Source organism: Mycolicibacterium mageritense (assembly GCF_010727475.1).
GTDB lineage: Bacteria > Actinomycetota > Actinomycetes > Mycobacteriales > Mycobacteriaceae > Mycobacterium > Mycobacterium mageritense.
On the sequence record NZ_AP022567.1, the window covers coordinates 2,202,760 to 2,223,585 of the forward strand.

General features: G+C 65.4%; 18 protein-coding genes. 4 read left to right on the forward strand and 14 right to left on the reverse strand.

Features of this window, described 5'->3' with window-relative positions; translation table 11 throughout:
* Nucleotides 1-91 precede the first annotated feature (91 nt).
* From G6N67_RS10570 to G6N67_RS10580, 3 genes are read left to right on the forward strand one after another with little or no spacing between them, the layout of a single operon-like run.
* Nucleotides 92-496: an MmpS family transport accessory protein gene (locus G6N67_RS10570; RefSeq protein ID WP_036432326.1), complete on the forward strand. Its 405-nt coding sequence runs from the start codon at nt 92-94 to the stop codon at nt 494-496.
* Complete coding sequence (locus G6N67_RS10575; RefSeq protein ID WP_036432324.1) at nt 493-3,372, forward strand: MMPL/RND family transporter; 2,880 nt, start codon at nt 493-495, stop codon at nt 3,370-3,372. The genes G6N67_RS10570 and G6N67_RS10575 overlap by 4 nt, the downstream gene beginning before the upstream one ends.
* Entirely contained in the window at nt 3,372-4,370 is a 999-nt protein-coding gene (locus G6N67_RS10580) for a prenyltransferase/squalene oxidase repeat-containing protein (RefSeq protein WP_036432321.1), read from the forward strand. Before G6N67_RS10575 ends, G6N67_RS10580 begins: the two co-directional genes overlap by 1 nt.
* Here the strand turns inward: G6N67_RS10580 and G6N67_RS10585 are convergent.
* The 14 genes from G6N67_RS10585 to fadD5 all read right to left on the reverse strand — a co-directional run bounded on the left by G6N67_RS10585 (nt 4,293) and on the right by fadD5 (nt 19,962).
* The gene (locus G6N67_RS10585; RefSeq protein ID WP_036432319.1) at nt 4,293-4,994 is read right to left on the reverse strand and encodes a YoaK family protein; all 702 of its coding nucleotides are present in this window, start codon (nt 4,992-4,994) and stop codon (nt 4,293-4,295) included. The genes G6N67_RS10580 and G6N67_RS10585 overlap by 78 nt on opposite strands.
* 168 nt (nt 4,995-5,162) lie before the next feature.
* A complete protein-coding gene (locus tag G6N67_RS10590) occupies nt 5,163-6,158 on the reverse strand; it encodes a mammalian cell entry protein (RefSeq protein ID WP_051578671.1) in 996 nt (331 codons plus the stop codon).
* Between the two features lie 2 nt (nt 6,159-6,160).
* Complete coding sequence (locus tag G6N67_RS10595) at nt 6,161-6,712, reverse strand: Rv1363c family protein (RefSeq protein ID WP_036432317.1); 552 nt, start codon at nt 6,710-6,712, stop codon at nt 6,161-6,163.
* Nucleotides 6,709-7,677: an RDD family protein gene (locus tag G6N67_RS10600; RefSeq protein WP_036432315.1), complete on the reverse strand. Its 969-nt coding sequence runs from the start codon at nt 7,675-7,677 to the stop codon at nt 6,709-6,711. Before G6N67_RS10600 ends, G6N67_RS10595 begins: the two co-directional genes overlap by 4 nt.
* Nucleotides 7,674-8,291, reverse strand: coding sequence for an Rv1363c family protein (locus G6N67_RS10605; RefSeq protein WP_036432313.1), 618 nt, complete (start codon nt 8,289-8,291; stop codon nt 7,674-7,676). Before G6N67_RS10605 ends, G6N67_RS10600 begins: the two co-directional genes overlap by 4 nt.
* On the reverse strand, nt 8,261-9,820 hold the full coding sequence (locus G6N67_RS10610; RefSeq protein WP_163642163.1) for an MCE family protein: 1,560 nt from the start codon (nt 9,818-9,820) through the stop codon (nt 8,261-8,263). Before G6N67_RS10610 ends, G6N67_RS10605 begins: the two co-directional genes overlap by 31 nt.
* Nucleotides 9,821-9,823: 3 nt before the next feature.
* Nucleotides 9,824-10,972, reverse strand: coding sequence for a virulence factor Mce family protein (locus tag G6N67_RS10615; RefSeq protein ID WP_036432312.1), 1,149 nt, complete (start codon nt 10,970-10,972; stop codon nt 9,824-9,826).
* 32 nt (nt 10,973-11,004) lie between these two features.
* Nucleotides 11,005-12,624: a virulence factor Mce family protein gene (locus G6N67_RS10620; protein ID WP_036432310.1), complete on the reverse strand. Its 1,620-nt coding sequence runs from the start codon at nt 12,622-12,624 to the stop codon at nt 11,005-11,007.
* A 9-nt stretch (nt 12,625-12,633) separates the two neighbouring features.
* Nucleotides 12,634-14,214 (reverse strand): virulence factor Mce family protein, encoded by a 1,581-nt coding sequence (locus tag G6N67_RS10625; RefSeq protein WP_036432308.1) that lies wholly within the window; start codon nt 14,212-14,214, stop codon nt 12,634-12,636.
* Nucleotides 14,211-15,242, reverse strand: coding sequence for an MCE family protein (locus G6N67_RS10630; RefSeq protein ID WP_036432306.1), 1,032 nt, complete (start codon nt 15,240-15,242; stop codon nt 14,211-14,213). Before G6N67_RS10630 ends, G6N67_RS10625 begins: the two co-directional genes overlap by 4 nt.
* Nucleotides 15,239-16,459 carry an MCE family protein gene (locus G6N67_RS10635; RefSeq protein WP_036432304.1) on the reverse strand — a complete coding sequence of 407 codons (1,221 nt, stop codon included), beginning with the start codon at nt 16,457-16,459 and terminating at the stop codon, nt 15,239-15,241. The genes G6N67_RS10630 and G6N67_RS10635 overlap by 4 nt, the downstream gene beginning before the upstream one ends.
* Nucleotides 16,460-16,463: 4 nt before the next feature.
* Nucleotides 16,464-17,333: an MlaE family ABC transporter permease gene (locus tag G6N67_RS10640; protein WP_036432302.1), complete on the reverse strand. Its 870-nt coding sequence runs from the start codon at nt 17,331-17,333 to the stop codon at nt 16,464-16,466.
* Between the two features lies 1 nt (nt 17,334).
* Nucleotides 17,335-18,135, reverse strand: a complete 801-nt coding sequence (locus tag G6N67_RS10645) for an MlaE family ABC transporter permease (RefSeq protein ID WP_036432300.1) — start codon at nt 18,133-18,135, stop codon at nt 17,335-17,337.
* Nucleotides 18,136-18,327: 192 nt separating this feature from the next.
* The gene (gene fadD5 / locus G6N67_RS10650; protein WP_036432298.1) at nt 18,328-19,962 is read right to left on the reverse strand and encodes a fatty-acid--CoA ligase FadD5; all 1,635 of its coding nucleotides are present in this window, start codon (nt 19,960-19,962) and stop codon (nt 18,328-18,330) included.
* A 136-nt stretch (nt 19,963-20,098) separates the two neighbouring features.
* On the opposite strand from fadD5, the gene G6N67_RS10655 reads away from it, so the two are divergent.
* Complete coding sequence (locus tag G6N67_RS10655; protein ID WP_051578670.1) at nt 20,099-20,824, forward strand: GntR family transcriptional regulator; 726 nt, start codon at nt 20,099-20,101, stop codon at nt 20,822-20,824.
* Nucleotides 20,825-20,826: the final 2 nt, after the last annotated feature.

A 20,826-nucleotide genomic window follows, 5' to 3' on the forward strand; every position in this document is an offset into this window, starting at 1 on the left:
CCGAGGCCGGGTGGCTGAGTCTGTTGCCGCATCGTCGAGGGGCTAAGAGGTGCAAGGGATTTCGTCGCGTCGCCTGCTCTCACGGGGGTGGATGCCGCTGGTCGCGGTTGCGGTGATCGCGGTCGCGGGATTCGCCGTATACCGGCTCAACGGAGTCTTCGGCGCCAACCACAGCACGGCAACGCCTGGCGCCCTGTCGGATGAGATCGTGCCGTTCAATCCCAAGCACGTGGTCCTTGAGGTGTTCGGCCCGCCAGGCACCGTCGCGACGATCAACTACGTCGACGTCGAGGCACAACCGCAGCGCGTCGACAACGCGACCCTGCCGTGGTCGTACGACACCACCACAACCGACCCCGCGGTCTTCGTCAACGTCATGGCGCAAGGGGACAGCCACTCGATCGGCTGCCGGATCACCATCGACGACGTGGTCAAAGACGAGAGAACGGTCAACACGTTGAACGCGTACACGTACTGCTTGGACAAGTCCGGATGAGCGAGGACGTCGAGGTCCGAGAACCCCGTAAGCAGCGCGTCGCCAGCACGATCCGATGGCTGTCGGTACCGATCGTGTTGTTCTGGTTGGTGGTCGCCGCGATCACGAACGTTCTCGTGCCACAACTGGAAGTGGTCGGCGAAGCTCACAACGTGGCCTTGAGTTCGCCCGACGCCCCGTCCCTGCAGGCGTTCAAACGCATCGGCGCGGTGTTCGACGAGTTCGATTCCGACAGCGCGGCGATGGTCGTCCTGGAGGGCGACAAACCGCTCGGGCCCGAGGCGCACGCCTACTACGACACTCTGATCCAGCGAATCTCGCAGGACCACAAGCACGTTCAGCACGTCCAGGACTTCTGGGGCGATCCGCTCACCGCGGCCGGTTCGCAGAGTCCGGACGCCAAGGCCGCCTATGTGCAGGTGTTTCTCGCGGGCAATCAGGGCGAGGCGCTCTCACTGGAATCCGTCGACGCGGTTCGCGACATCGTCGAGCGCACACCCGCGCCACCGGGCGTCAAGGCGTACGTCACGGGCGCTGCCCCGCAGATCGCCGACCAGTTCGAGGTCGGCAACGAGGGCACCACCAAGGTCACGCTGCTGACCATCGGCGTGATCGCCGTGATGCTGCTGCTCGTCTACCGCTCGATCGTCACCATGATCCTGGTGCTGATCACGGTGCTGATCGAAATGGCCGCTGCGCGTGGGATTGTGGCGTTCCTGGCCAACTCCGGGATCATCGGGCTCTCGACGTATTCCACCAACCTGCTGACCCTGTTGGTCATCGCGGCAGGCACCGACTACGCGATCTTCGTCCTGGGCCGGTATCACGAAGGACGCAACAACGGCGAGGACCGCGAAACCGCGTACTACAACATGTACAGCGGCACGGCCCATGTCGTCCTCGGCTCCGGGCTGACCATCGTCGGTGCCGTGTTCTGCCTGACGTTCACGCGCCTGCCGTATTTCCAGAGCCTGGGCATACCGGCCGCGATCGGCGTCCTCGTCGCGCTCGTCGCCGCCCTGACCCTGGCACCCGCGGTCCTGACCCTCGGCAGCCAGGTGGGCCTGTTCGAACCGAAGCGCCGCGCCAACACCCGCAGATGGCGGCGCATCGGGACCGCTATCGTGCGCTGGCCCGGCCCGATTCTCGTGGTGACCGCCGCGATAGCCCTCGTGGGTCTGCTGGCTCTGCCCGCCTACAAGACCAGTTACGACGTCGGCGCTTACATGCCGGCGAGTGCGCCGTCGAACGTCGGCTACACCGCCGCCGAGCGTCACTTCTCGAAAGCCCGGCTCAACCCCGAGCTGCTGATGATCGAATCGGACCACGATCTGCGCAACCCGGCCAACATGATCCTGCTCGAGCGGGTGGCCAAGGCGGTGTTCCACACACCCGGTGTCGCCCAGGTGCAATCCATCACCCGCCCACTGGGCACTCCCCTGGAGCACAGTTCGATCCCGTTCCAGATCAGCGCGCAGAGCACGGGCCAGATCGAGAATCTCTCCTATCAGCAGGCCCGCGCTCAGGATCTGCTCAGGCAGGTGGCCGAGATCGACAAGACCATCGGCATCCTGCGCCAGCAGTACACCCTGCAGCAGCAGAGCGCGTCGGCGACCCACGACCAGGTCGAGGCGTTCCACCAGACGGTCGAGGTGGCCAAGGATCTCCGGGACAAGATCGCCAACTTCGACGACTTCTTCCGCCCGCTGCGCAATTACTTCTATTGGGAGCCACACTGTTTCGACATCCCCATCTGCGCGGCGCTGCGATCCATCTTTGACGCGCTCGACGGGATCGACGCGCTGACCGAGCAACTGGGCAATGTCACCGCAAGCCTCGACAAGCTCGACCAACTGCAACCCAAGCTGCTGGCCCTGATCCCGCCACAGATCGCCAGCCAGCAGACCAACCGCGACCTGACCATGACGAATTACGCGACGCAGTCCGGAATCTATGACCAGACCGCCGCGGCCCTGGAGAACGCCACCGCACTCGGAAAAGCCTTCGACGACGCCAAGACCGACGATTCGTTCTACCTTCCGCCGGAGGCCTTCGAGAACTCCGAGTTCCAGCGCGGCCTCAAGCTGTTCCTCTCGCCGGACGGCAAAGCGGCACGCATGATCATCACCCACGACGTCGATCCGGCTACGCCCGAAGGGATTTCACATATCGACGCGATCCGGCACTCGGCCGAGGAAGCCGTGAAGGGCACACCCCTGGCCGGTTCTCACATCTACATCGGCGGCACGGCCGCAACCTACAAAGACATCCAGGGCATGGCCAAGTACGACCTGATGATCGCAGGCATCTCGGCACTGAGCCTGATCTTGCTCATCATGATGTTCATCACCCGCAGCCTGGTCGCGGCGTTGGTGATCGTCGGTACGGTCGCGTTGTCGCTCGGCGCGTCGTTCGGCCTGTCGGTGCTGCTGTGGCAACACCTCCTGGGCATCCCGCTGTACTGGGTGGTGTTGGCGCTGGCCGTGATCCTGCTGCTGGCGGTGGGTTCGGACTACAACCTGTTGCTCATCTCCCGGTTCAAGGAAGAGATCGGCGCCGGGCTCAACACCGGAATCGTCCGCGCCATGGCAGGCACGGGCGGCGTCGTCACCGCCGCCGGACTGGTATTCGCCTTCACCATGGCCTCTTTCGCGTTCAGCGACCTGCGGGTGCTCGGCCAGATCGGCACCACCATCGGCCTTGGCCTGTTGTTCGACACATTGATCGTGCGCTCGTTCATGACGCCGTCCATCGCCGCCCTGCTCGGGCGCTGGTTCTGGTGGCCGCAGCGGGTCCGGCCGCGCCCGGCCAGTCAGATGCTGCAGCCGTACGGATCCCGGCCCGCGGTGCGCCAACTGCTGTTGTGGGACGACTGATGACCGCGCCGCTGACCACCTGGCTCCTGGACTCCGACCCGGCACTGCGCTGGCAGGTCGAGCGCGACCTGCTGATCGAACCGCCCGACGTGTGGGAGTCGACGCGGTCACGGATCACGACTGAAGGATTCGGCGCACAGCTGCTGGCCAAACAGGATGTGGACGGTCAGTGGGCAGGCGGCGCGTTCTTCCCCGCCGACTTCGACATGGACGGACCCGAAGCCGCGGGTGGCGGGCAACCCTGGACCGCGACCACATGGACGCTGAACACGTTGCGGGAGTGGGGGCTTGACCCGGCAGTGCTGCAGGAGCGCCAGACTGCTGAGTTGTTGGAGAAGAACAGTCGCTGGGAGTACAACGACGAGCCGTACTGGCGCGGTGAAGTGGACTGCTGCATCAACGCCTGGACGGTGGCCAACGGTGTCTGGCTCGGCGCCGATGTCACGAGCGTCGTCGACTGGTTCGTCGAGCACCAACTCCCCGACGGCGGCTGGAACTGCGACTGGGTCGAAGGTTCCCGCCGCTCGTCGTACCATTCGACGCTCAATTCGCTCAAGGGGCTGCTCGCCTACGACACCGCCACCGGAGGGACCGAGGCGACGCGTGCCGCCCGCCGCCGCGGCGAAGAGTATCTGTTGCAGCGCGGGCTTTTTCGGCGGCTGTCCACGGGCACGCCGGTGGAAACGTGGGTCAGTACGTTCGCCTACCCGTTCCGGTGGACGTACAACGTGCTCAACGCGGCCGATTACTTCCGGCAGTCGACCGAATTGGACGGCCTGTGGCCGGACCCGCGGATGGCCGACGCGATCGAGATGATCCGGGGTGCCCGCCAACCCGACGGCACCTGGCTCCAGGCCGGGCGCCAGCCCGGGCGGGTGTGGTTCGAGGTCGACGTACCCGCAGGCGAACCGTCCAAGTGGCTAACGTTTTTCGGCGCTCGGGTGCTCGCCTGGTGGGACTCCGTACCGGAAGATCAAGCCGGCGGCCGTGACAGCTGACGCCGCCAGTGCGATCACCGGTGCGACGGTGAACAAGGTCATGGTGGCGCCGACGACGGCCCCGCACAACATGGTGGCGACCACGCCGTAACGCAGCTTCTCCCGGTCGCCCGCACCGCCGGCGAGCCTGCTGTCGAAGCCGATCCCGACGATCGTCTGGGTGAGCACCGTGGTGCTGAGTTCCTGAATGCCGAACTGGCGCGCGGTGGCATTCTGGATGCCGAACGCCACGGCCAGCCCAGCGATCAGGATCAATTTCGTGTTGTTGTGGTAGTCGAGCACACCCGTGCCCGCAAGTATCGAAAGCGTCACCAGAACAACGACTTCCACGCTGAGCGCGACGGTCAGCCAGGTGCGGACATCGTGGTCGAGATGGCGTGCGAGCCGGCCACCGACCACCGTGCCGGACACGAACCCGGCGAACGCCACCACGGCCGCCATGAGATCGACGCCGGAATGCGGCACGAACCAGAAGCCCAGGAAGATGACGTTGCCCGTCATGTTCGCGACGAACACGTGGCCCAGCACCAGGACGCTGACCGCGTCGACCAAGCCCGTCGCGAACGTCAGGAGCAGCAGAGCGGCCACGGTCGACCGTTCGGACACCGGCGATGCGACGGGCATGACGACCTTTCTACCGCTTCATTCGCTGTCTGGGCCGCACAGTAGTGGTAAGCCGACGCTGTGACGAGCGTGCAGCTTTCCGTGGTGTTTTCGCGAAAACACGTCGATAACCTGCACGCTCGTCACAGCGTCTGCAACCGAACACCGGAGCCAGACCTGCCCACTGGACTACAGCTGCGGTGACAGGTCCAGTTGGGTGAGCGCCGGCATCTTGGTGATCCGCCAGCCACTGCCGTCACGTACCAGGCTGACGCGATAGGACAGATACCGCAACGACGGAACGTTCTTGGTCACCGGGCTCGTCGACACCGAGTTGGTGTAGACGATCGCGGTGGCCTCCGTGGGGCTGATCGACTCGACCGCGGTACCCATCACCTGGGTGTTGTTCGAGATCTGGGCCTGCTTGTTGGTGGGGGCGATCGAATCGATGAATGTGCGGTACTGGTTGGAGAAGTCGTTGGACAGGAACCGCTGGGCGCGGTCGGGCAGTGTGTCGATGTTGTCCGGCGTGTAGGTCCACAACGTCGTGATGGCATCGGCAGACGTTTGCGCCACTTGCAGTTTGGTGTCAACGAGGGCCCGGTCCGCGAGATACGGCTGCGCCATCGCACCGGCGAACGCTCCCGCCCCGACGAAGAGCACCGCCGCACCCACGGCCGCATACGTCAGCCGCTTACCTGCCGGACGGAACGGCACCAGGACCGGGGCCTTTGCCTCTTCTTCCGGAGCTTCTTCCTCCGAAGCCTCGCCTTCGGTGACCGCCTCGTCGCCGGTCTCCTCGGCGGCAGCTTCGACTACCGAGTCGTCAGCGGCCGGTTCTTCGGGCTCATCCGTCGATTCGCCGGTGTCCTCGAGCTTTTCATCGTCAGCCGGCTCATCCTCGGCCGCCTCGTCAGCGGCTGGCGCGTCAGCGGCTGGCTCGTCAGCGGCTTCGGAAACCGCACCGCGGCGCCCCTTGCCGACGGGCCGCGGCTTCGGGCGGGCCTCGGGTGACGGTCCGGTGGTGGCCGCAGCGTCGACCGGATCCGCCTCGGGCTCCGCATCGACGGGTTCCGCTTTGCGGCCCCGCCCGAACAAGCGCCAACCACGACGCGGCTTCTCGGCCGCCACGGTGGCTTCGGGCTCGACCGCCGTGGTCTCGGTTTCCTCGGGCTGCTCCGACATGGTCAGATCACCTGGATCAGCTGGCTGATCTTCCACTGCTGTCCCTCCCGAATCGTGGTTGCGACCCAACGGTTTCCACTCTCGATCGTGGATTTGCCGTCGGGGGCCCGGGTGCTGATCTTGGTGGCCACCAGGATGTCGGCACTGCCGTTGTCGTTCCACCGTTGAATGCCTGCGCTGAGCACCGCCCCCTCGGTCGGCTCGGCGCGGGCCACCTGAATCACGATCTCGTTCTGCTTCTCTTTGAACATCTTGGCGAAGTCGCCCGTGGCCTGCGCTTGGATGCGGTCCGCGTAGTCGTTGGCGTGGTAGGGATCCAACGTCGTGTAACCCTTCATGAACGCCGTGACGTACGCCAGCGCATCGGCGTCCTTGGCCTCGACCCGGTCACCGATCTCGTGGCGCACCAACATAAATGTGCTGCCGGCTATCGCGGCGGCAACCAACAGTGCCGACAGCACCGCCACGATCGGCAGCCCCCAGCGGACCGGTGGCTTTGGCTCGACCGCGAAGTAGTCGCGTTCGTCGGCGTCGACCTTGCGGCGCGGACTCATTGTCCCGCCCCGTTCATCACGGGCTTCTTGAGCACCGTCAGGTTGTCGACCTGCCACTGCCCGTCGATCTTGCGGAAGTCGACCTGCACCGTCGCGGTGATGAACTTGAGATCGTTGGGATCGATGCCCCGCTGTCCCTGCATCGCCAACAGCATGGTGGCGTGGGTCTGGGTCGCTCCGGGCAGCAGTGCACTGCTCACCGCCCAGTAGTCGTTGTTGGTCGGATTGTTCTTCTTCACCGCGTCCTGCTGCGCAACCAGCTGGGGACGATAGTTCTCGGTGGCCAGCGACTGTGCGTGGGCGAAATCCTTGTCGATGGAGTCGACGCTGTAGCTCAGCAATTGTTCGACGATTCGCGGTCCGTCGTTGGTGATCTGCTCGCGGGCCTGGTGCACCGCCTGGTCCTGCCGGTACACCGCGAAGTAGCCCAACCCGGCCGCCGCCGAACTCAGCACCGCGGCCGCCACCAGCACGATCGCGGCACGGCGGCGCACGTTGTTGTCCGGTGGCTCGACCTGGTGCACCTCGGTGCGGGTCAGCAGATCGGCGAAGGTGCGGTTACGGGAGTCCCACAACGGCCACAACCAGCCGATGAACAGCGCAGCGGTATCCAGCAGATGCGCGAGTTCACGCAGCAGCAGACGCACCACGCCGGCGTCTCCGGCCGACGAAACCACCCGGATACCGAATACCGCTCGGCCGACCGACCAACCCGTGACCGTCCACACCCGGTTGATCAGCATGGCCAGGAGCACCACGAGCGCAGTCGCCGCGTACACCCACCACAGCCAGCCGTACAGGGGAGCCGTCCATGCCAGCAGGGCCAGCGTGACGATCACCGCGACCCCGGGCAGCACGTCGATCGAGAACGCGCCCGCCCGCGCGGGCCACGACGCCAGCCGCACCGAGGACTCCGCGCTCTCCTCGGTGGTCTGCAGGTCAGTCGAGTCCAACACAGCCGTCACGACGTGACCTGATCGAGCCTGGCCACCTTGAAGTTGCCGGTTTCGTCGCGGGCCATCTTCACCCGCAGCCGATAACCCTGTTCCTCATCGACCTTCTCGGAGTTGGTCACCAACGTCCGCACCGCGACGAGCAGATCCATCGACCCGTCGTCATTGTGCTTCTCCACCGCCGCCCGCAGATCCGAAACCTTCACCGTGACATTGGCCGCCTGGTAGGCGTCCAGCAGCATGCCGCTGTACAGCCCGGCCTGAGCACCGAAGTCACCGGTCGAACACTCGATGATCTTGATCTGGGCCGCGTTCATGGCCGCAGTGTCAGGCGCCTGCGTCGCCGTCACACAGTCCTTGGCAGCCTGCAGCGCCGCGGCCTCGTCACTGGCGATGCGCTCACTGTCCTGATGCGACCGCAGCGCCCAATAGCCGCCGGCGCCCGCACCCGCTGTCAGTACGAGCAGCCCCGCACAGACGGCAGCCATCGAGCCCCGACCCAGTCGGGACGGCCGCCGGCCATCATCGACGTGCTCTACGGTCTCCTCGGCTTGAGGTTCTTCGGTTGGTTCTGGTGCTGGCTGGTCGGTGGGGTTCAGCTGGCTGGCGCCAGCATCTCCTTCCATCCGTCATCTCCTGGGTTATTCGAGTTGGTGACGGAGTACTTCACACCGCCGGGACCGACCACCTCGCCACTGGACGGGCTATAGGTAGCGGTCGAGCCTGCTGCCGGAGTGTAGATGCAGGGGTTGGGTTGTTGTCCACTGCACGTCACACTGCCACCGCGAGGTGCGGTCAGCGGATCGCTGGTCGGCGCCGAACCGCCCACCTCCGGAGGAGGCAGCATGCTCGCCGGCAACGGGTTCAATCCAGTATTCACCGACGGCGCCGGAATCACCCGGCCCGGATCGACAGGCTGATCGCAACGGGCGCCGGGAGCCGGGCAGTTGACGATCTGGTTCGGGTCGCCGTACCACGGGTTGGTGCCCAGCGGCTGATACGGCTCGTTCCCGCGGCACTCGATCGGCGTCGCGGCACGCTTGCCCGGCACGTCGGCACACGGGTAGTTACGCGCGCCACGGACCGCGTTCTGCGCATCCTTGGGGATCTTGCAGTACAGGCCCGACGGCAGCGGAGCCGTCGTGGTGTCGGCGGGTGCCCGCCACTCCGAGGCCGGCAGGAAGCCCGTCAGACACGGCGGCGGCATGTTGATGCCGAGACCGAAGTGCAGCAGGCCTTCGGGCGCGAAGATCGTCGCGGTCTGGGCGATCGACGCCCCCTGCGGGAGCACCACCAGAACCTGCTCGACGTTCTTGTTGTACCGCTTGAGCATGTCGATGACGATCTCGAGGTTCGCCAGCGTCTGCGGCAACGATTCCCTCACATCGCTGAATACGGCGTTGAGCTGATCGGCGGTCGGCGCGGCCTGCTGGATGCCGCTGCGCAGCGCCGAATCGTTCTGTGCGCTCTGTGCCGCGAGCGTGTTCAGGTTGGCCGCCCACCGCGAGATCGCGTCACCCGAATTCACCTGGCTGTCGATGATCGGGCCCGAGTTCTCGATGATGTCGTTGACCGGATCGAGGTTGTCCTTGAAGTCGCTCGCGATCGCCTGAGTCGAATCGACCAGGCGCTGCAATGACGGCCCCAGCCCACCGAAGGCCTTGGCGGCCTCGTCGAGCAGAGTGCCGATCTTCTCCTTCGGCAACACCGACAGACCGTTCTCCGCGGCGTCGAGCGCGGGACCGACCTCAGCCGGGACCGAGCCCTTGCGGATCGTCTCCCCCGGCTTGAAGTACGTCTTCGCGTCTCCCTCGGAGATCAGGTCGATGAACTGCTCACCGACCGCCGACACCGAGTGCACGTTGGCGGTCGCGTCGGTCGGCACCTTGTACCGGTTGTAGATGTCCATCTCGATCCGGGCGCCGTTCTCGGTCGGCTCGACCGACGTCACCTTGCCGACGGTGGTACCGCGGTAGGTGACGTTGGCCGTCTTGTACAGACCCGCCGAGTTGGGCAACTCGGCATTGAGGTTGTACATGCCGATGCCTGCCCAGGTGGGCAGCCGCAGGTAGAGCAGACCGAGCACCACCAGTGCGATCAGCGTCAGCACCGTGAAGATCACGAGCTGCATCTTGATGAATCGGGTCAGAAGCATTTCTCACTCCCCCCTTTCCACCAGCGGGCCACCAGGAACGTCGTGCGGGTTCGGCGTGAACCGGACGTCCGGGATCATCGTGTTCGGATCGCGGCCCCAGGCCTGTTCCAGCGCCCGCAGCATGCCCGACACACCGGTTCCCGACAACAGCGCGTTGTCGACCGAGCTCAGCGTGAGGTCCAGGTTCAACGACACGTTGATGTAGTCGCCGCGGATGGCCTTCGGGATGTTGTCGATGTTGAACGGCACCGTCAGCAGCAGCTTGAGCGCGCCCACCAGGTACGGGGCCGCCCGGCTCAGCTGCTTGAGCGGCCGCTGCAGGTTCTGCAGGTTGGTGTGCAGATTCGCGTTGGTGCCCGACAGCGTCTCGTCGGCAGCCGCCGACAACCGGCCCAAGGCCGTCACCGCATCGGCGAACAGATCCCGCGTGTCCGCGAAATGCTGGATCAGCGGCGGGAATTCGGTCAGCACGCGGTCCAGCGTGTCATTGCGCTGCGCCACGATGTTGAGCAACCGGTCCGTCGAATCGATCGCACGGGAGATGTCGTCGCGCTGCTGGTTGAGCTCATCGGTGAACGTGTCGAGCCGGCCCAGGAACTCGCGGATCTGATCGCCACGACCGTTGAGGATGTTGAACACCTCGGTCTGGATGACCTCGATGTTCGGGATACCGCCACCGGTCAGGATGCCCGAGATACCCGCCAGCGTGCGCTCGATGGTCGGGTAGGCCGACGACTGCGCGAGCGGGATGGTGTCGCCGCTGCGCAGCATCTCCTTGGACGGGCCTTCGTCCGGCGGATTCAGCTCGATGTGCTGCGAACCCAGCAAGCTGGTCTGCCCGATCTTGGCCAGGGTGTTCTTCGGCAGCTCGACACCGGGCTCCAGGTCCAGCGTCAGCGTCGGCACCCAGTTGACCAATTCGATCTTGCGGACGCGGCCGACGAACACGTCGCGCACGCGCACCCGGCTGTTGGCGTTGAGCGCCAACGTCTCCGGCATCTGCACGTACAGCGTCGTATGACCGGACTCCGTGCCAGGACCGCCGGGCAGCGGCACGTTCGCGACGCCCCGCCACTGACCACACGAGGTCAGTACGAGCGCGGCAACGGACAGCACGCCGATGCGGCGTCCGATGCGACTCCACTTACTCATCCGACCTGTCTTCTCTTCACGCAAGCGGCTCATCAACCGGCTCCTGCTTCTGCGGGCAGCGGAGGTCCGGCCGGCGCCGGGGCGGCAGGCGCAGCCGGGGCCGCCGGAGCGATGGCCGACAACGGGTCACCGGGGATCACACCGGGCGCGGGCCCTGGCGGCGGGCCGGGCTGCGGATACCACGGCGGCGGCAGCGGATTGTTCTCGTCGTACGCGTTCGGCGGGGCCCCACCGCGGATACCGGGCACCGGCGGCGCGATGTCGGGGCCACCCATCAACTCGGACAACGACTCCGGGGTCAGCATGGCCTCGGTGCCGGGCGACACCTGGACGCCCTGCATGCCGGGCGCGACGGTCCAGCCCGGCTCGTGGTTGCCGTGCGAGAACAACGTGTCACGCGCCCAGATACCCGGGACGGTGGTGTCCTTGAACCCCGGCGGCGGCTGCAGCCGCGGATCCGAGTAGGCGATCTGCTTGGGCAGCGTCATCGCCGTGCTGGCCAGGTTCATGCCGAACGGCAGGTAGTTGAACTTGATCGCGTCGAGGATCGGCGCGAGGTACTGCGCGCACAACTCGGCCGAATCCTGGTAGCCCAGGCGGCTTCCCGCCTGGATCGAGCTGCAGATGAACTGCAGCGGGTTCGAGAAGTTGGTCAGGCCCGGCAGCACCGGCAGACCGATGATGCCGCCCTGGTTCGGCGCCACGATGTTGACCACGTTGGCCGCGAGGTTCGGATAGGCGTGCAGGCCCGTCTCCAGACCGTTGCGCGGCTCGGGCTGCAGGATGGCCGTCGTCGCCTGCTCGAGGTTGTTGACGTCGTGGGTCAGCACGCCGCCGTTCTTGTCCAGGAAGTCCCGCGTGGTCTTGAGCACCCGGTTGAGATCCTGCAGCGCCGTCGCCAACTCCTGATCGGTGTTGGTGAACGAGTTGGTGAACTGCGCCAGATCGTTGTTGAGCGCCACGAACTGCTGATCGCTCTTGTGCAGCGCGTTGACGAACAGCGCCAGGCTCCTGACGACGGTGAAGAAGTCACCGCGGCCCTCGTTGAGCGTCGTCAACGCCTCCGACAGCCCGTTGAGCGTCCGGTTGACCTGCTCGCCCTTGCCCGCGAAGCCGTCGGCGAACGACTCGATGATGTCGCCGAACGGGCCCTTGGGCTGTTCCTTGGTCGGCCCCAGTTCGGCGAGCAGCCGCGTCACCTGGTTGCGCAGCTCGTCGTACTCGATGGGGATCTGGGTCTTCTCGATCGGGATGACCGCGTCGTCCTGCATCGTCGGCCCACCGGTGTACGGCGGGGACAGCTGGATCACACGCGAGGCCACCAGGCTCGGGTTGAGCACCGAGGCCGTCGCGTCCTTGGGCACCTTGTACTTGTTGTTGAAGTGGAAGACCACCTTCATCTTGTCGCCTGCGGTCTCGATCGAATCGATCGCGCCGACGCGCACGCCCATGATGAGCACCTTGTCGCCGGGGTACAGCGCAAGCACCTCGGGGAAGTACGCGGTGACCGTCGTGTTGGTGAGCTTCTTGTACAGGTAGATGCCCGCGTAGCCCGCCACCAGAGCGGCCACCACGGCCAGCGCACCGATGATCACCACAGCCTTGGACAGGTGCGGCAACTTGAGGTTTCGGATGTTGAAAATCGTCGACATGGTGCGGCCCTATCCCTGCGATCCGGGCGGAAGGAACGGCGGATTACCCGGCAGCGGCGGTGTTCCCGCCGGTGCCAGTTCCGGACCCGGTCCCGGCGGCGCCGGGGGTGCGTTCAACGGCAACGGATGTGGCGCGAAGCCCGGAGTGAAGTCCGGCGGCCCGGGCTGCGGGGCAACCGGGACCGTGCGGGCACCGGGCGGGCCGGGGGCCAGCTCACCGGGTGAGGCACCCGGCTGATCCGGCGGCATCTGGCCGGGGATCGCGGCGCTGGGCACACCGGGCGAATGCGGCACACCTTCCGGATTCGGCTGCGAGGTCACCACGTCGGGCGGCCCGTAGTTCGGTCCGTACGGGTTGTCGCCGAACGGTCCGACGGTCGCCGCCGCGCACGGCAGCGGGTTGCCCGGTGACGGAATGCCTTCGGCGGTCGGTGTATACGAGCACGGCGATCCCGGCGGGACGGCTGGCCCTGGGTGCTCGGGCGTGCCTTCCAACGGCGTCGGGGCAGGCGGCGGTGCACCGTTCTCGAACCGCGGGCCGTTGGGATCCGGGAAACGGAAGGCAGGCAGGCCCGCGTTGCGCCAGAACTCTTCAGGGTCGATACCGCGCTTCTTGAACGCTGCGTCGACGAACGGCTGCAGGATCTGCGGCGGCAACAGGTTGACGAGCATGACCTTGAAGTACGGGCCGGACGCCAGTGCCTCGGCGAGCGAGGTGATGAACTTGCCCGCGATGCTCAGGGTGTCGGCCAGATCCTGCTTGCGGTCGACGAGGATGTCGCTGACCGTGCGCAGTTGCTCGAGCACATGATTGAGGTTTGGGTTGTCGTTGATCAGGCCTTCGACCTGATGAGACACCGAGGACACCCGCTCCAGCAACATGCTGACCGCCTGGCTGCGCTGGTTCACCGCCGACAGCAGGGTCTGCGCGTTCACCAGCAGCGCGTTGACCTGAGTACTGCGGTCGCCCAGCACCGTGGCGATCTTGTTGGCGTTGGCCAGCAGCTTCTTGACGTCGTCGTCGCGCTTACCGATGGTCTCGGAGAACTTGGCGACGCCATCGAGCGCCGCGCTCAGGTGTGGCGAGGTCTGATCAACGGTCTCCGACAACACATTCAGCGATTCACGAACCGACTTGGTGTCCCAGCCCGACGCGTTGCGCGTGACATCGAAGATGGCGTCGTAGATCTGGTACGGCGTGGTCGTCTGCCCCACGGGCAGCGTTCCGCGTGGCGCCAGCGTCTTGTTGCCGCGCGGCTGGATCTCGATGTTCTTGCGGCCCAGGATCGTGTCGGTCCGGATCGCGGCCCGGCTCTCGGTGCCGATGGTCTGGCCACCGAGCGTGAAGCCGATCTCCACCTTGTCGCCGTTGATGTCCATGCTCTTGACATCACCGACGTCCATGCCCGCGATCCGCACGCGGTCACCGACATTGAGCCCACCGGTGTCGGAGAACTGCGCGTAGTACGTCGGTACCGCGAACAACATCGGAACGCTGGTCAGTGTCGATCCGACGGCAATGATGATCGCCACGACGGCGACACCCATCAGGCCCTTACGGAACCGGTCGGAACCCTGCAGTGTCCTCATTTCGGCGTGCACCTACCCGACGGCTGCGAAGTGATTCTGACGGTGCGGACCGGGCCGCCTGGTTGCAACCCGTTGAGCTTCAACGAGAGGTCACATGCGTAGAAGTTGAAGAAGTCACCGTAGATGCCACCGGCGCGGCCGATGATCTTCAGCGCGGCGGGAATCTGGATCAACGTGTCGTTGACCTGCTGCTTCTGGTCGATCAACGGCTGCTGGATGACCTCGAGGTAGCTGACAGTGTCCTTGAGCAGCGGGCGGTTGTCGCTCAGCAGGTCGGCCAGCGAACCGGCCGCGTTGCTGATGTTGGCCACCGAAGCGCCGATCGGATCGGCCCGGTTCTTCAGGCCCGTGATCAGTGTTTCGAAGTTCTTCAACGTGTCGTCGAACTGCTGCTGATGCTTGACCGTCGTGTCGAGCACGGTGTTGAGGTTCTTGATGACCTCACCGATGGCCTGGTCGCGGTCGGCGATGGTCGCGGTCAGCGACGCCGTCTGGTCCAGGATGTCGTTGATGGTGCCGCCCTGGCCCTGGAACACCGTGATGAGCGACGTCGCAATGGTGTTGACCTTGTCCGGCTTGAGCGAGTTGAACAGCGGCCGGAAGCCACCCACGAGGGCATCGAGATCCAGGGCAGGCTCGGTGCGTTCGAGCGGGATGGTGCTGCCGGGCGGCAGGATCTTGTTGCTCTGCCCCCGCTTGAGCTCCAGGTAGCGGTTACCGATCAGATCCTGGTACCGCACTGCGGCCGTGGTCTCGTCGAACAGTGGCAGCGAGCGCTCCACGTTGAACGTGACCTCGGCCTGCTCACCGCCGTTGACCAGCTTGACCTTCGAGACCTTGCCGACCTCCACACCGGCGGCGCGCACGAACTGTCCACTGCGCAGGCCGCTGACGTTCTTGAAGATCGCCGAATACTCGTTGGTCCGGTTGAACCGGATCTGCCCGAACACCACGAAGATGATCGCCGTGAACGTGAGCAGCACCAGCGAGAAGATGCCGAGTTTGACGAGCGTGCCCTTGATACTCATGGGTTGATCGACTGCTCCCCTACTTGGCGGCCCCAGACGTACTCGGCCATGATCGGCTGACCCAATTCGAAGTGGTTGTACGGCGCGATGGATGCACCGGTGTCCATGACCAGGTACGGCATGGGCCACAGATCGCGCGTGATCGGCTGCCAGCAACCCGGCCGGCCTTCGGGCCCGCCCTTGGCGTTGACGCGCGGCAGGTTGTCCGGATATTTGTAGGCGTTGCCGACGCCGACGACCAGTGAGTGCGTCAGCAGCGAGTAACCGTTACCACCAAGCGCGTCAGCCAGTTTCGGCGCCGCGTCGTGGAAGTTGCGGATGGTGCAGAACAGCGCGGGGCTGTACTTGTCCAGCAGCGCCGAGGTGGGCAGCAGATCCTGCGCGCCCCGCACCAGATACGGCCCGCCACGCTCGAAGATGTCACCGCCGGTGTTGCCGAACCCGACCGCAGCCATCAACGCCTGATCGATGTTGCCGCGCTGATCGTTGAGCGTGCGCGCGGTGGTCACCGCGTTGGTCAGCCCGTCCCACAGATCGGGCGACGCGTCGGCGTAGACCTCACTGAGATCGGCCAGGCCCCTGGTGTCCCGGCGGATCTGCGGCATCCGCGGGTTCAGGTCGGCCAGGATCGTGTTGCCGTTGACCACCGACTGACCGAACTTGTCACCCAGCCCGTCAAGGGCCTGCGCCGTCGCGGTCAACGTCTCGTTGAGCTTGATCGGATCGACCTGTTCGGAAATCTTGGTGATGGTCTCGAACAACGTGTTGAACTCCGTCGTCACGCCCTTGGCCTGAATCGGCGTCGACTCCGAAACCCGCGCCGGCGACGGATCTTTCGGCGACGCGAAGTAGATGTACTTGTTGCCGAACACCGTGGTGGCACGCAACTCGACGTCCACGTTCTCCGGAATCAACCGCAGGTACTTCGGATCGACATCCAGCGTCAGCTTGGCTTCCGGGTTGTCCCCGACGGTCACCACGTCAACCGACTTGAGCCGGCCGATCGGCACCCCGTTGTAGGTCACCTTCGACCCCGGATCCATCGACAGACCCGCCCGGCCCGACATGACCGTCAGCTCGGTCTTCGGCTCGAAGACGCCACGGAACTGCAACCAGGTCAGCCCGAACACCAACGCAGCGATCAACGCCAGCACGAGCCCCGCCAACTTGTACGGCGGGGTCTTCGGCTTGTTCAGGGGAGCGTGTGGGGCGGTCATCGCGCTACACCGTGAGGTTGAAGTTCGGGTCGGTGCCGTACAGCGCCAACGATGCCAGCAGGACCACAACCACGATCGCGATCAACGAAGTACGCATCGACCTCCCCACTGCCTCACCCACACCGACAGCACCGCCACTGGCGTAATAGCCGAAGTAGCAGTGGTTCAACATCACGACGACCGACATGATGATCACTTCGAGGAACGACCACATGACGTCGTCCACGCGCAGGAACGTATGGAAGTAATGCTCGTACGTACCGACCGACTGGGCATAGAAGATGGTCGTCACCAACTGTGCCGACATGAACGACAGCAGGATCGCCATCGCGTACAGCGGGATGATGACGACGGTGCCCGCCATGATGCGGGTGGATACCAGGTACGAGATCGACTTGATGCCCATGACTTCGAGCGCGTCGACCTCTTCGCTGATGCGCATGGCGCCCAGTTCGGCGGTCGCACCGGCGCCGACCGTCGAGGCCAGCGCCTGGCCGGTGACGACGGGCGCAACGACGCGGATGTTGGCAAGGGCCGCGAAGAAGCCCGTGAACGCCTCGACACCGATGTTGCCCAGCGATGCGAAACCCTGGATGGCGATCAGTGAACCGGCGGACAGCGTGACGAAGCCGATGATGGCGACAGTGCCGCCGATGACGGCCATGGCACCGGTGCCCATGCCGATCTCGGCGACCAGCCGCAGCGCTTCCCGGCGGTAGTGCCGGAAGGCATGCGGGATATGACCGATCACGGTGACCACGAACCACGCGACGTGGCCCATGCTGTCGAGCATCCGGGCCGGGGCGCCCGCGATCTCGTTGGTACGCGCGAACGCCCGGGGGAACCGGGACCGGAGAACTGTCGATGTACTCATATCAGGTCTTAGTTCCGAACCGCACACCGATCGTGGTGAGCACGACGTTGACAGCGAACAGAGCGATCACGCACAGCACCAGGGTCTCGTTGACCGCGGTACCGACACCCTTGGAGCCGCCGGCCGTCGTCAGGCCGCGGTAGCAACCGACCAATCCGGCGATCAGGCCGAACACCGTTGCCTTGATGACGGAGATCAGCACCTCGGGGAAGCCGGTCAACAGTGTCAACGTGGACACGTACGCACCGGCGGAGACGTTCTGGATGTAGACGCCGAAGAAGAAGCCACCGACGAGGCCGATGGTGATCACCGTGCCGTTGAGCATGAAGGCGACGAACGTCGCGGCGACCACGCGGGGCACGACGAGCCGTTCGATCGGGTCGATGCCGAGCACCTCCATGGCGTCGATCTCTTCACGCACCGTCCGGGCGCCGAGGTCGGCGCAGATGGCGGTCGAGCCGGCACCGGCGACGACGAGCACCGTCACCAACGGACCGAGCTGCGTGACGGCGGCCAGCCCGGCGCCTGCCCCGGAGATGTCTGCCGCGCCGAACTCGGCCAGCAGGATGTTGAGCGTGAAGATGATGAGCACCGTGAGCGGGATAGACACCGCCAGGGTGGGCAGGAACGCGACCCGGATCAGGAACCAGCTCTGAAGGATGAATTCCTTCCACTGGAACGGCCGGGTGAGAAATGCCTTGCCGGTGAGTACCGTCATCTTGAAGAAGCCGCCGACCATGGCCATCGGCTTCTCGAGCTGACCACGGACGTAACCGACGAGTCCGTCGGTAGACGCCGTCACCGGTGCACCCCCTGGACGTGTCGCACGTCCCCTCCTCGTCTCAACCCGGTATATGTGATGCCTATCTCCCTACTCGCGAGTAGTAAGTGAGACCACAGGACTGTACCCGATCCAATCCGGGCCGTGCAGCGCATCGGCTGGATTATGCCTTGAACCGTTAGCAAACGTGCCGCCTCTCCCGGAAAAAGTTCGTCAGCCTGCTGAAACCGTTGGAGCAGAGGTACTTTCGTCAGCGTCAATCCGAGTTTGCTCGCCGAAGCGCTGTCTCAGTTCCGTCTTCAGAACCTTTCCTGAGGGGTTTCTTGGCAACGCGTCGACAATCTCGAGCGCTTTCGGATGCTTGTAGCGTGCCAGCCGCTCGGAGAGGAAGCTGTCGAGGTCGGCGAGTTCGAGTTTTGCCTCGCCCGCGGACCCCAGCGCCACGACCGCGACCGGCACCTCACCCCACTTCTCGTGCGGCCTGCCGATGACCGCGACCTCGGCGATCGCCGGGTGGGCCGCCAGGACGTTCTCGACCTCGGCGCAGTAGATGTTCTCGCCGCCCGAGATGATCATGTCCTTCTTGCGGTCGACGACCCAGATGTAGCCCTCCTCGTCCTGGCGCACGAGGTCTCCGGAGTGGAACCAACCGCCTGCGAACGCCTCCGCGGTGGCTTTGGGGTTGTTCCAGTAGCCGGCCATCAACGTGGGCGCGCGGTAGACGATCTCACCGACGTCTCCGATCGCGACGTCGTTCATGTCTTCGTCGACGATGCGCGCGGCCACCGTCGGGATCACCCGACCGACCGAGCCGAGCTTCCGAATGGCGTCCTCTGCCAACAACATGCAGGTCACCGGCGACATCTCCGTCTGACCGAAGGCCGCCAGGATCTGACTGCCCGGGAAGGTCTCGGCCATTGCGTGCAGCAAGGTGTCCGACGCAGGCGCGGCGCCCCACGACAACACCCGTAGCCGCACGTCACGCGGATGCGCCTGCTGCTCGGCACATACCGCCTGCCACTGTGCGGGGACCAGGAAGATAGCGGTGACCTTCTCGGCAGCCAGCACGTCGAGCAACGCCCCGGGATCGAACGCGCCGAGGGGATAGAGCACTGTCGGCAGGCCAAGCAGCAGGCCGGTGACGACGTTGCCCGCGATGCCCGCGATGTGGAACAGCGGAACCCCGATGAACCCGACGTCGTGGTTGATGTCGACCCCGGTGGTGAACATGTTGGTCATGGCCTGCCCGGCCAGGTTCGTGTGCGTGAGGACCGCCCCCTTGGGACGCCCCGTGGTGCCCGACGTGTACATGATGAGCGCCGGGGCGTTCTCCGGGATGTCGACCAGCGGTGCGGGCTCGCCGTCCTCGGCGAGCAGATCGTCGTAGCCGAGGACGCCCTCGTCGGACGGCGCGCCCGCGACGACGACGGTCTCCAGGGTCGGGTCCAGATCCCGCACGGCGGTGGCCACACCGGCCAGTACCGACTCGGTGATCACGACGCGCGCCTGGCAATCGCTGACCAGGAAGGCGATCTCGGGCGGGGTCATCCGGAAGTTCACCGGAACCGCAATGGCGCCAAGCTTGTTGGTGGCCAACACCGATTCGATGAACTCTGTGCGGTTGAGCATCAGGATCAGCACGCGGTCACCGAAGGCGACTCCGCGACGGCTCAGTGCGCCGGCGAGCCGGCTGACCCGGTCGTCGAGTTCGCGCCACGTGGTGGTGTGACCGAGGAAGCGCAGGGCGGTCTGGTCGGGCTGCATCATGGCGTGCCGTGCCAAGTGGTTGGTCCAGTTCTGGCGACGGGCCAGATAGGGCTGCTCAGTGGGGGACGGCTCGACGGTCAACGGTTCACTACTCCACTGGTCGGGTTGCGCGTAGTTTTACATTTGATCAAACTTGAGGTTGCCCCGGTCACACTATGGCCTCGGCAGCTCAGGGACAAGCCCGCGCCCAGACGCACCGAACGACGACCGGAGACTCGTGAACGCACCCGCCCGACCAGCAACGCAGCGCCGCCGCGGGGTGCGCCGCGAACAGTTGTCCGACGAGGTGGCGGCACATCTGAGGGCCGAGATCATGACGGGCGTGCTGCGGCCCGGAACCTTCATCCGGCTCGACGAGACCGCCGCGACGCTCGGCGTCAGCATCACCCCGGTGCGCGAAGCGCTGCGGACGTTGCGCGGCGAAGGCATGGTGCAGCTCGAACCGCACCGCGGGCATGTCGTGGTGCCGCTCAGCCGCACCGATGTCGAAGACATCTTCTGGCTGCAGGCGACGATCGCCCGCGAACTCGCCGCGACCGTCGCCGAACGCATCACCGACGAACAGATCGACGAACTCGAGCGGCTCAACGGCGAACTGGCCGATGCCGTCGGCCAGCAGGATCACGAGCTGATCTCGTCGGCCGAGTTCGCGTTCCACCGGGCGTTCAACCATGCCAGTGGCCGCATCAAGCTGGCCTGGTTCCTGCTCCACGTGGCCCGCTATCTGCCCGCCCTGATCTACTCGAGCGATCCGGGGTGGGGTGCCGAGGCGGTGCAGGGCCACCGTGAGCTGATCGCCGCGTTGCGCCGGCGCGACGTCGATACGACAGTGCGCCTCAACGGCGCTCAGTTCACCGACGGCGCAGCGCGATTGATCTCCCGGCTCGACCAGATCGGGATGTGGAATCACGAAAACGCGTCCGATTCGGCGTCGAACATGTAACG

Bases quoted from the DNA above. Each gene is read 5' to 3' on its own strand.
- G6N67_RS10580 (WP_036432321.1), top strand. From the start codon at position 3,372: ATGACCGCGCCGCTGACCACCTGGCTCCTGGACTCCGACCCGGCACTG.
- G6N67_RS10575 (WP_036432324.1), top strand. From the start codon at position 493: ATGAGCGAGGACGTCGAGGTCCGAGAACCCCGTAAGCAGCGCGTCGCC.
- G6N67_RS10605 (WP_036432313.1), bottom strand. From the start codon at position 8,291: ATGGAAGGAGATGCTGGCGCCAGCCAGCTGAACCCCACCGACCAGCCA.
- G6N67_RS10640 (WP_036432302.1), bottom strand. From the start codon at position 17,333: ATGAGTACATCGACAGTTCTCCGGTCCCGGTTCCCCCGGGCGTTCGCG.
- G6N67_RS10595 (WP_036432317.1), bottom strand. From the start codon at position 6,712: ATGAGTCCGCGCCGCAAGGTCGACGCCGACGAACGCGACTACTTCGCG.
- G6N67_RS10635 (WP_036432304.1), bottom strand. From the start codon at position 16,459: ATGACCGCCCCACACGCTCCCCTGAACAAGCCGAAGACCCCGCCGTAC.
- G6N67_RS10585 (WP_036432319.1), bottom strand. From the start codon at position 4,994: ATGCCCGTCGCATCGCCGGTGTCCGAACGGTCGACCGTGGCCGCTCTG.
- G6N67_RS10620 (WP_036432310.1), bottom strand. From the start codon at position 12,624: ATGTCGACGATTTTCAACATCCGAAACCTCAAGTTGCCGCACCTGTCC.
- G6N67_RS10630 (WP_036432306.1), bottom strand. From the start codon at position 15,242: ATGAGTATCAAGGGCACGCTCGTCAAACTCGGCATCTTCTCGCTGGTG.
- G6N67_RS10615 (WP_036432312.1), bottom strand. From the start codon at position 10,972: ATGAGTAAGTGGAGTCGCATCGGACGCCGCATCGGCGTGCTGTCCGTT.
- G6N67_RS10570 (WP_036432326.1), top strand. From the start codon at position 92: ATGCCGCTGGTCGCGGTTGCGGTGATCGCGGTCGCGGGATTCGCCGTA.
- G6N67_RS10610 (WP_163642163.1), bottom strand. From the start codon at position 9,820: ATGCTTCTGACCCGATTCATCAAGATGCAGCTCGTGATCTTCACGGTG.
- G6N67_RS10590 (WP_051578671.1), bottom strand. From the start codon at position 6,158: ATGTCGGAGCAGCCCGAGGAAACCGAGACCACGGCGGTCGAGCCCGAA.
- G6N67_RS10625 (WP_036432308.1), bottom strand. From the start codon at position 14,214: ATGAGGACACTGCAGGGTTCCGACCGGTTCCGTAAGGGCCTGATGGGT.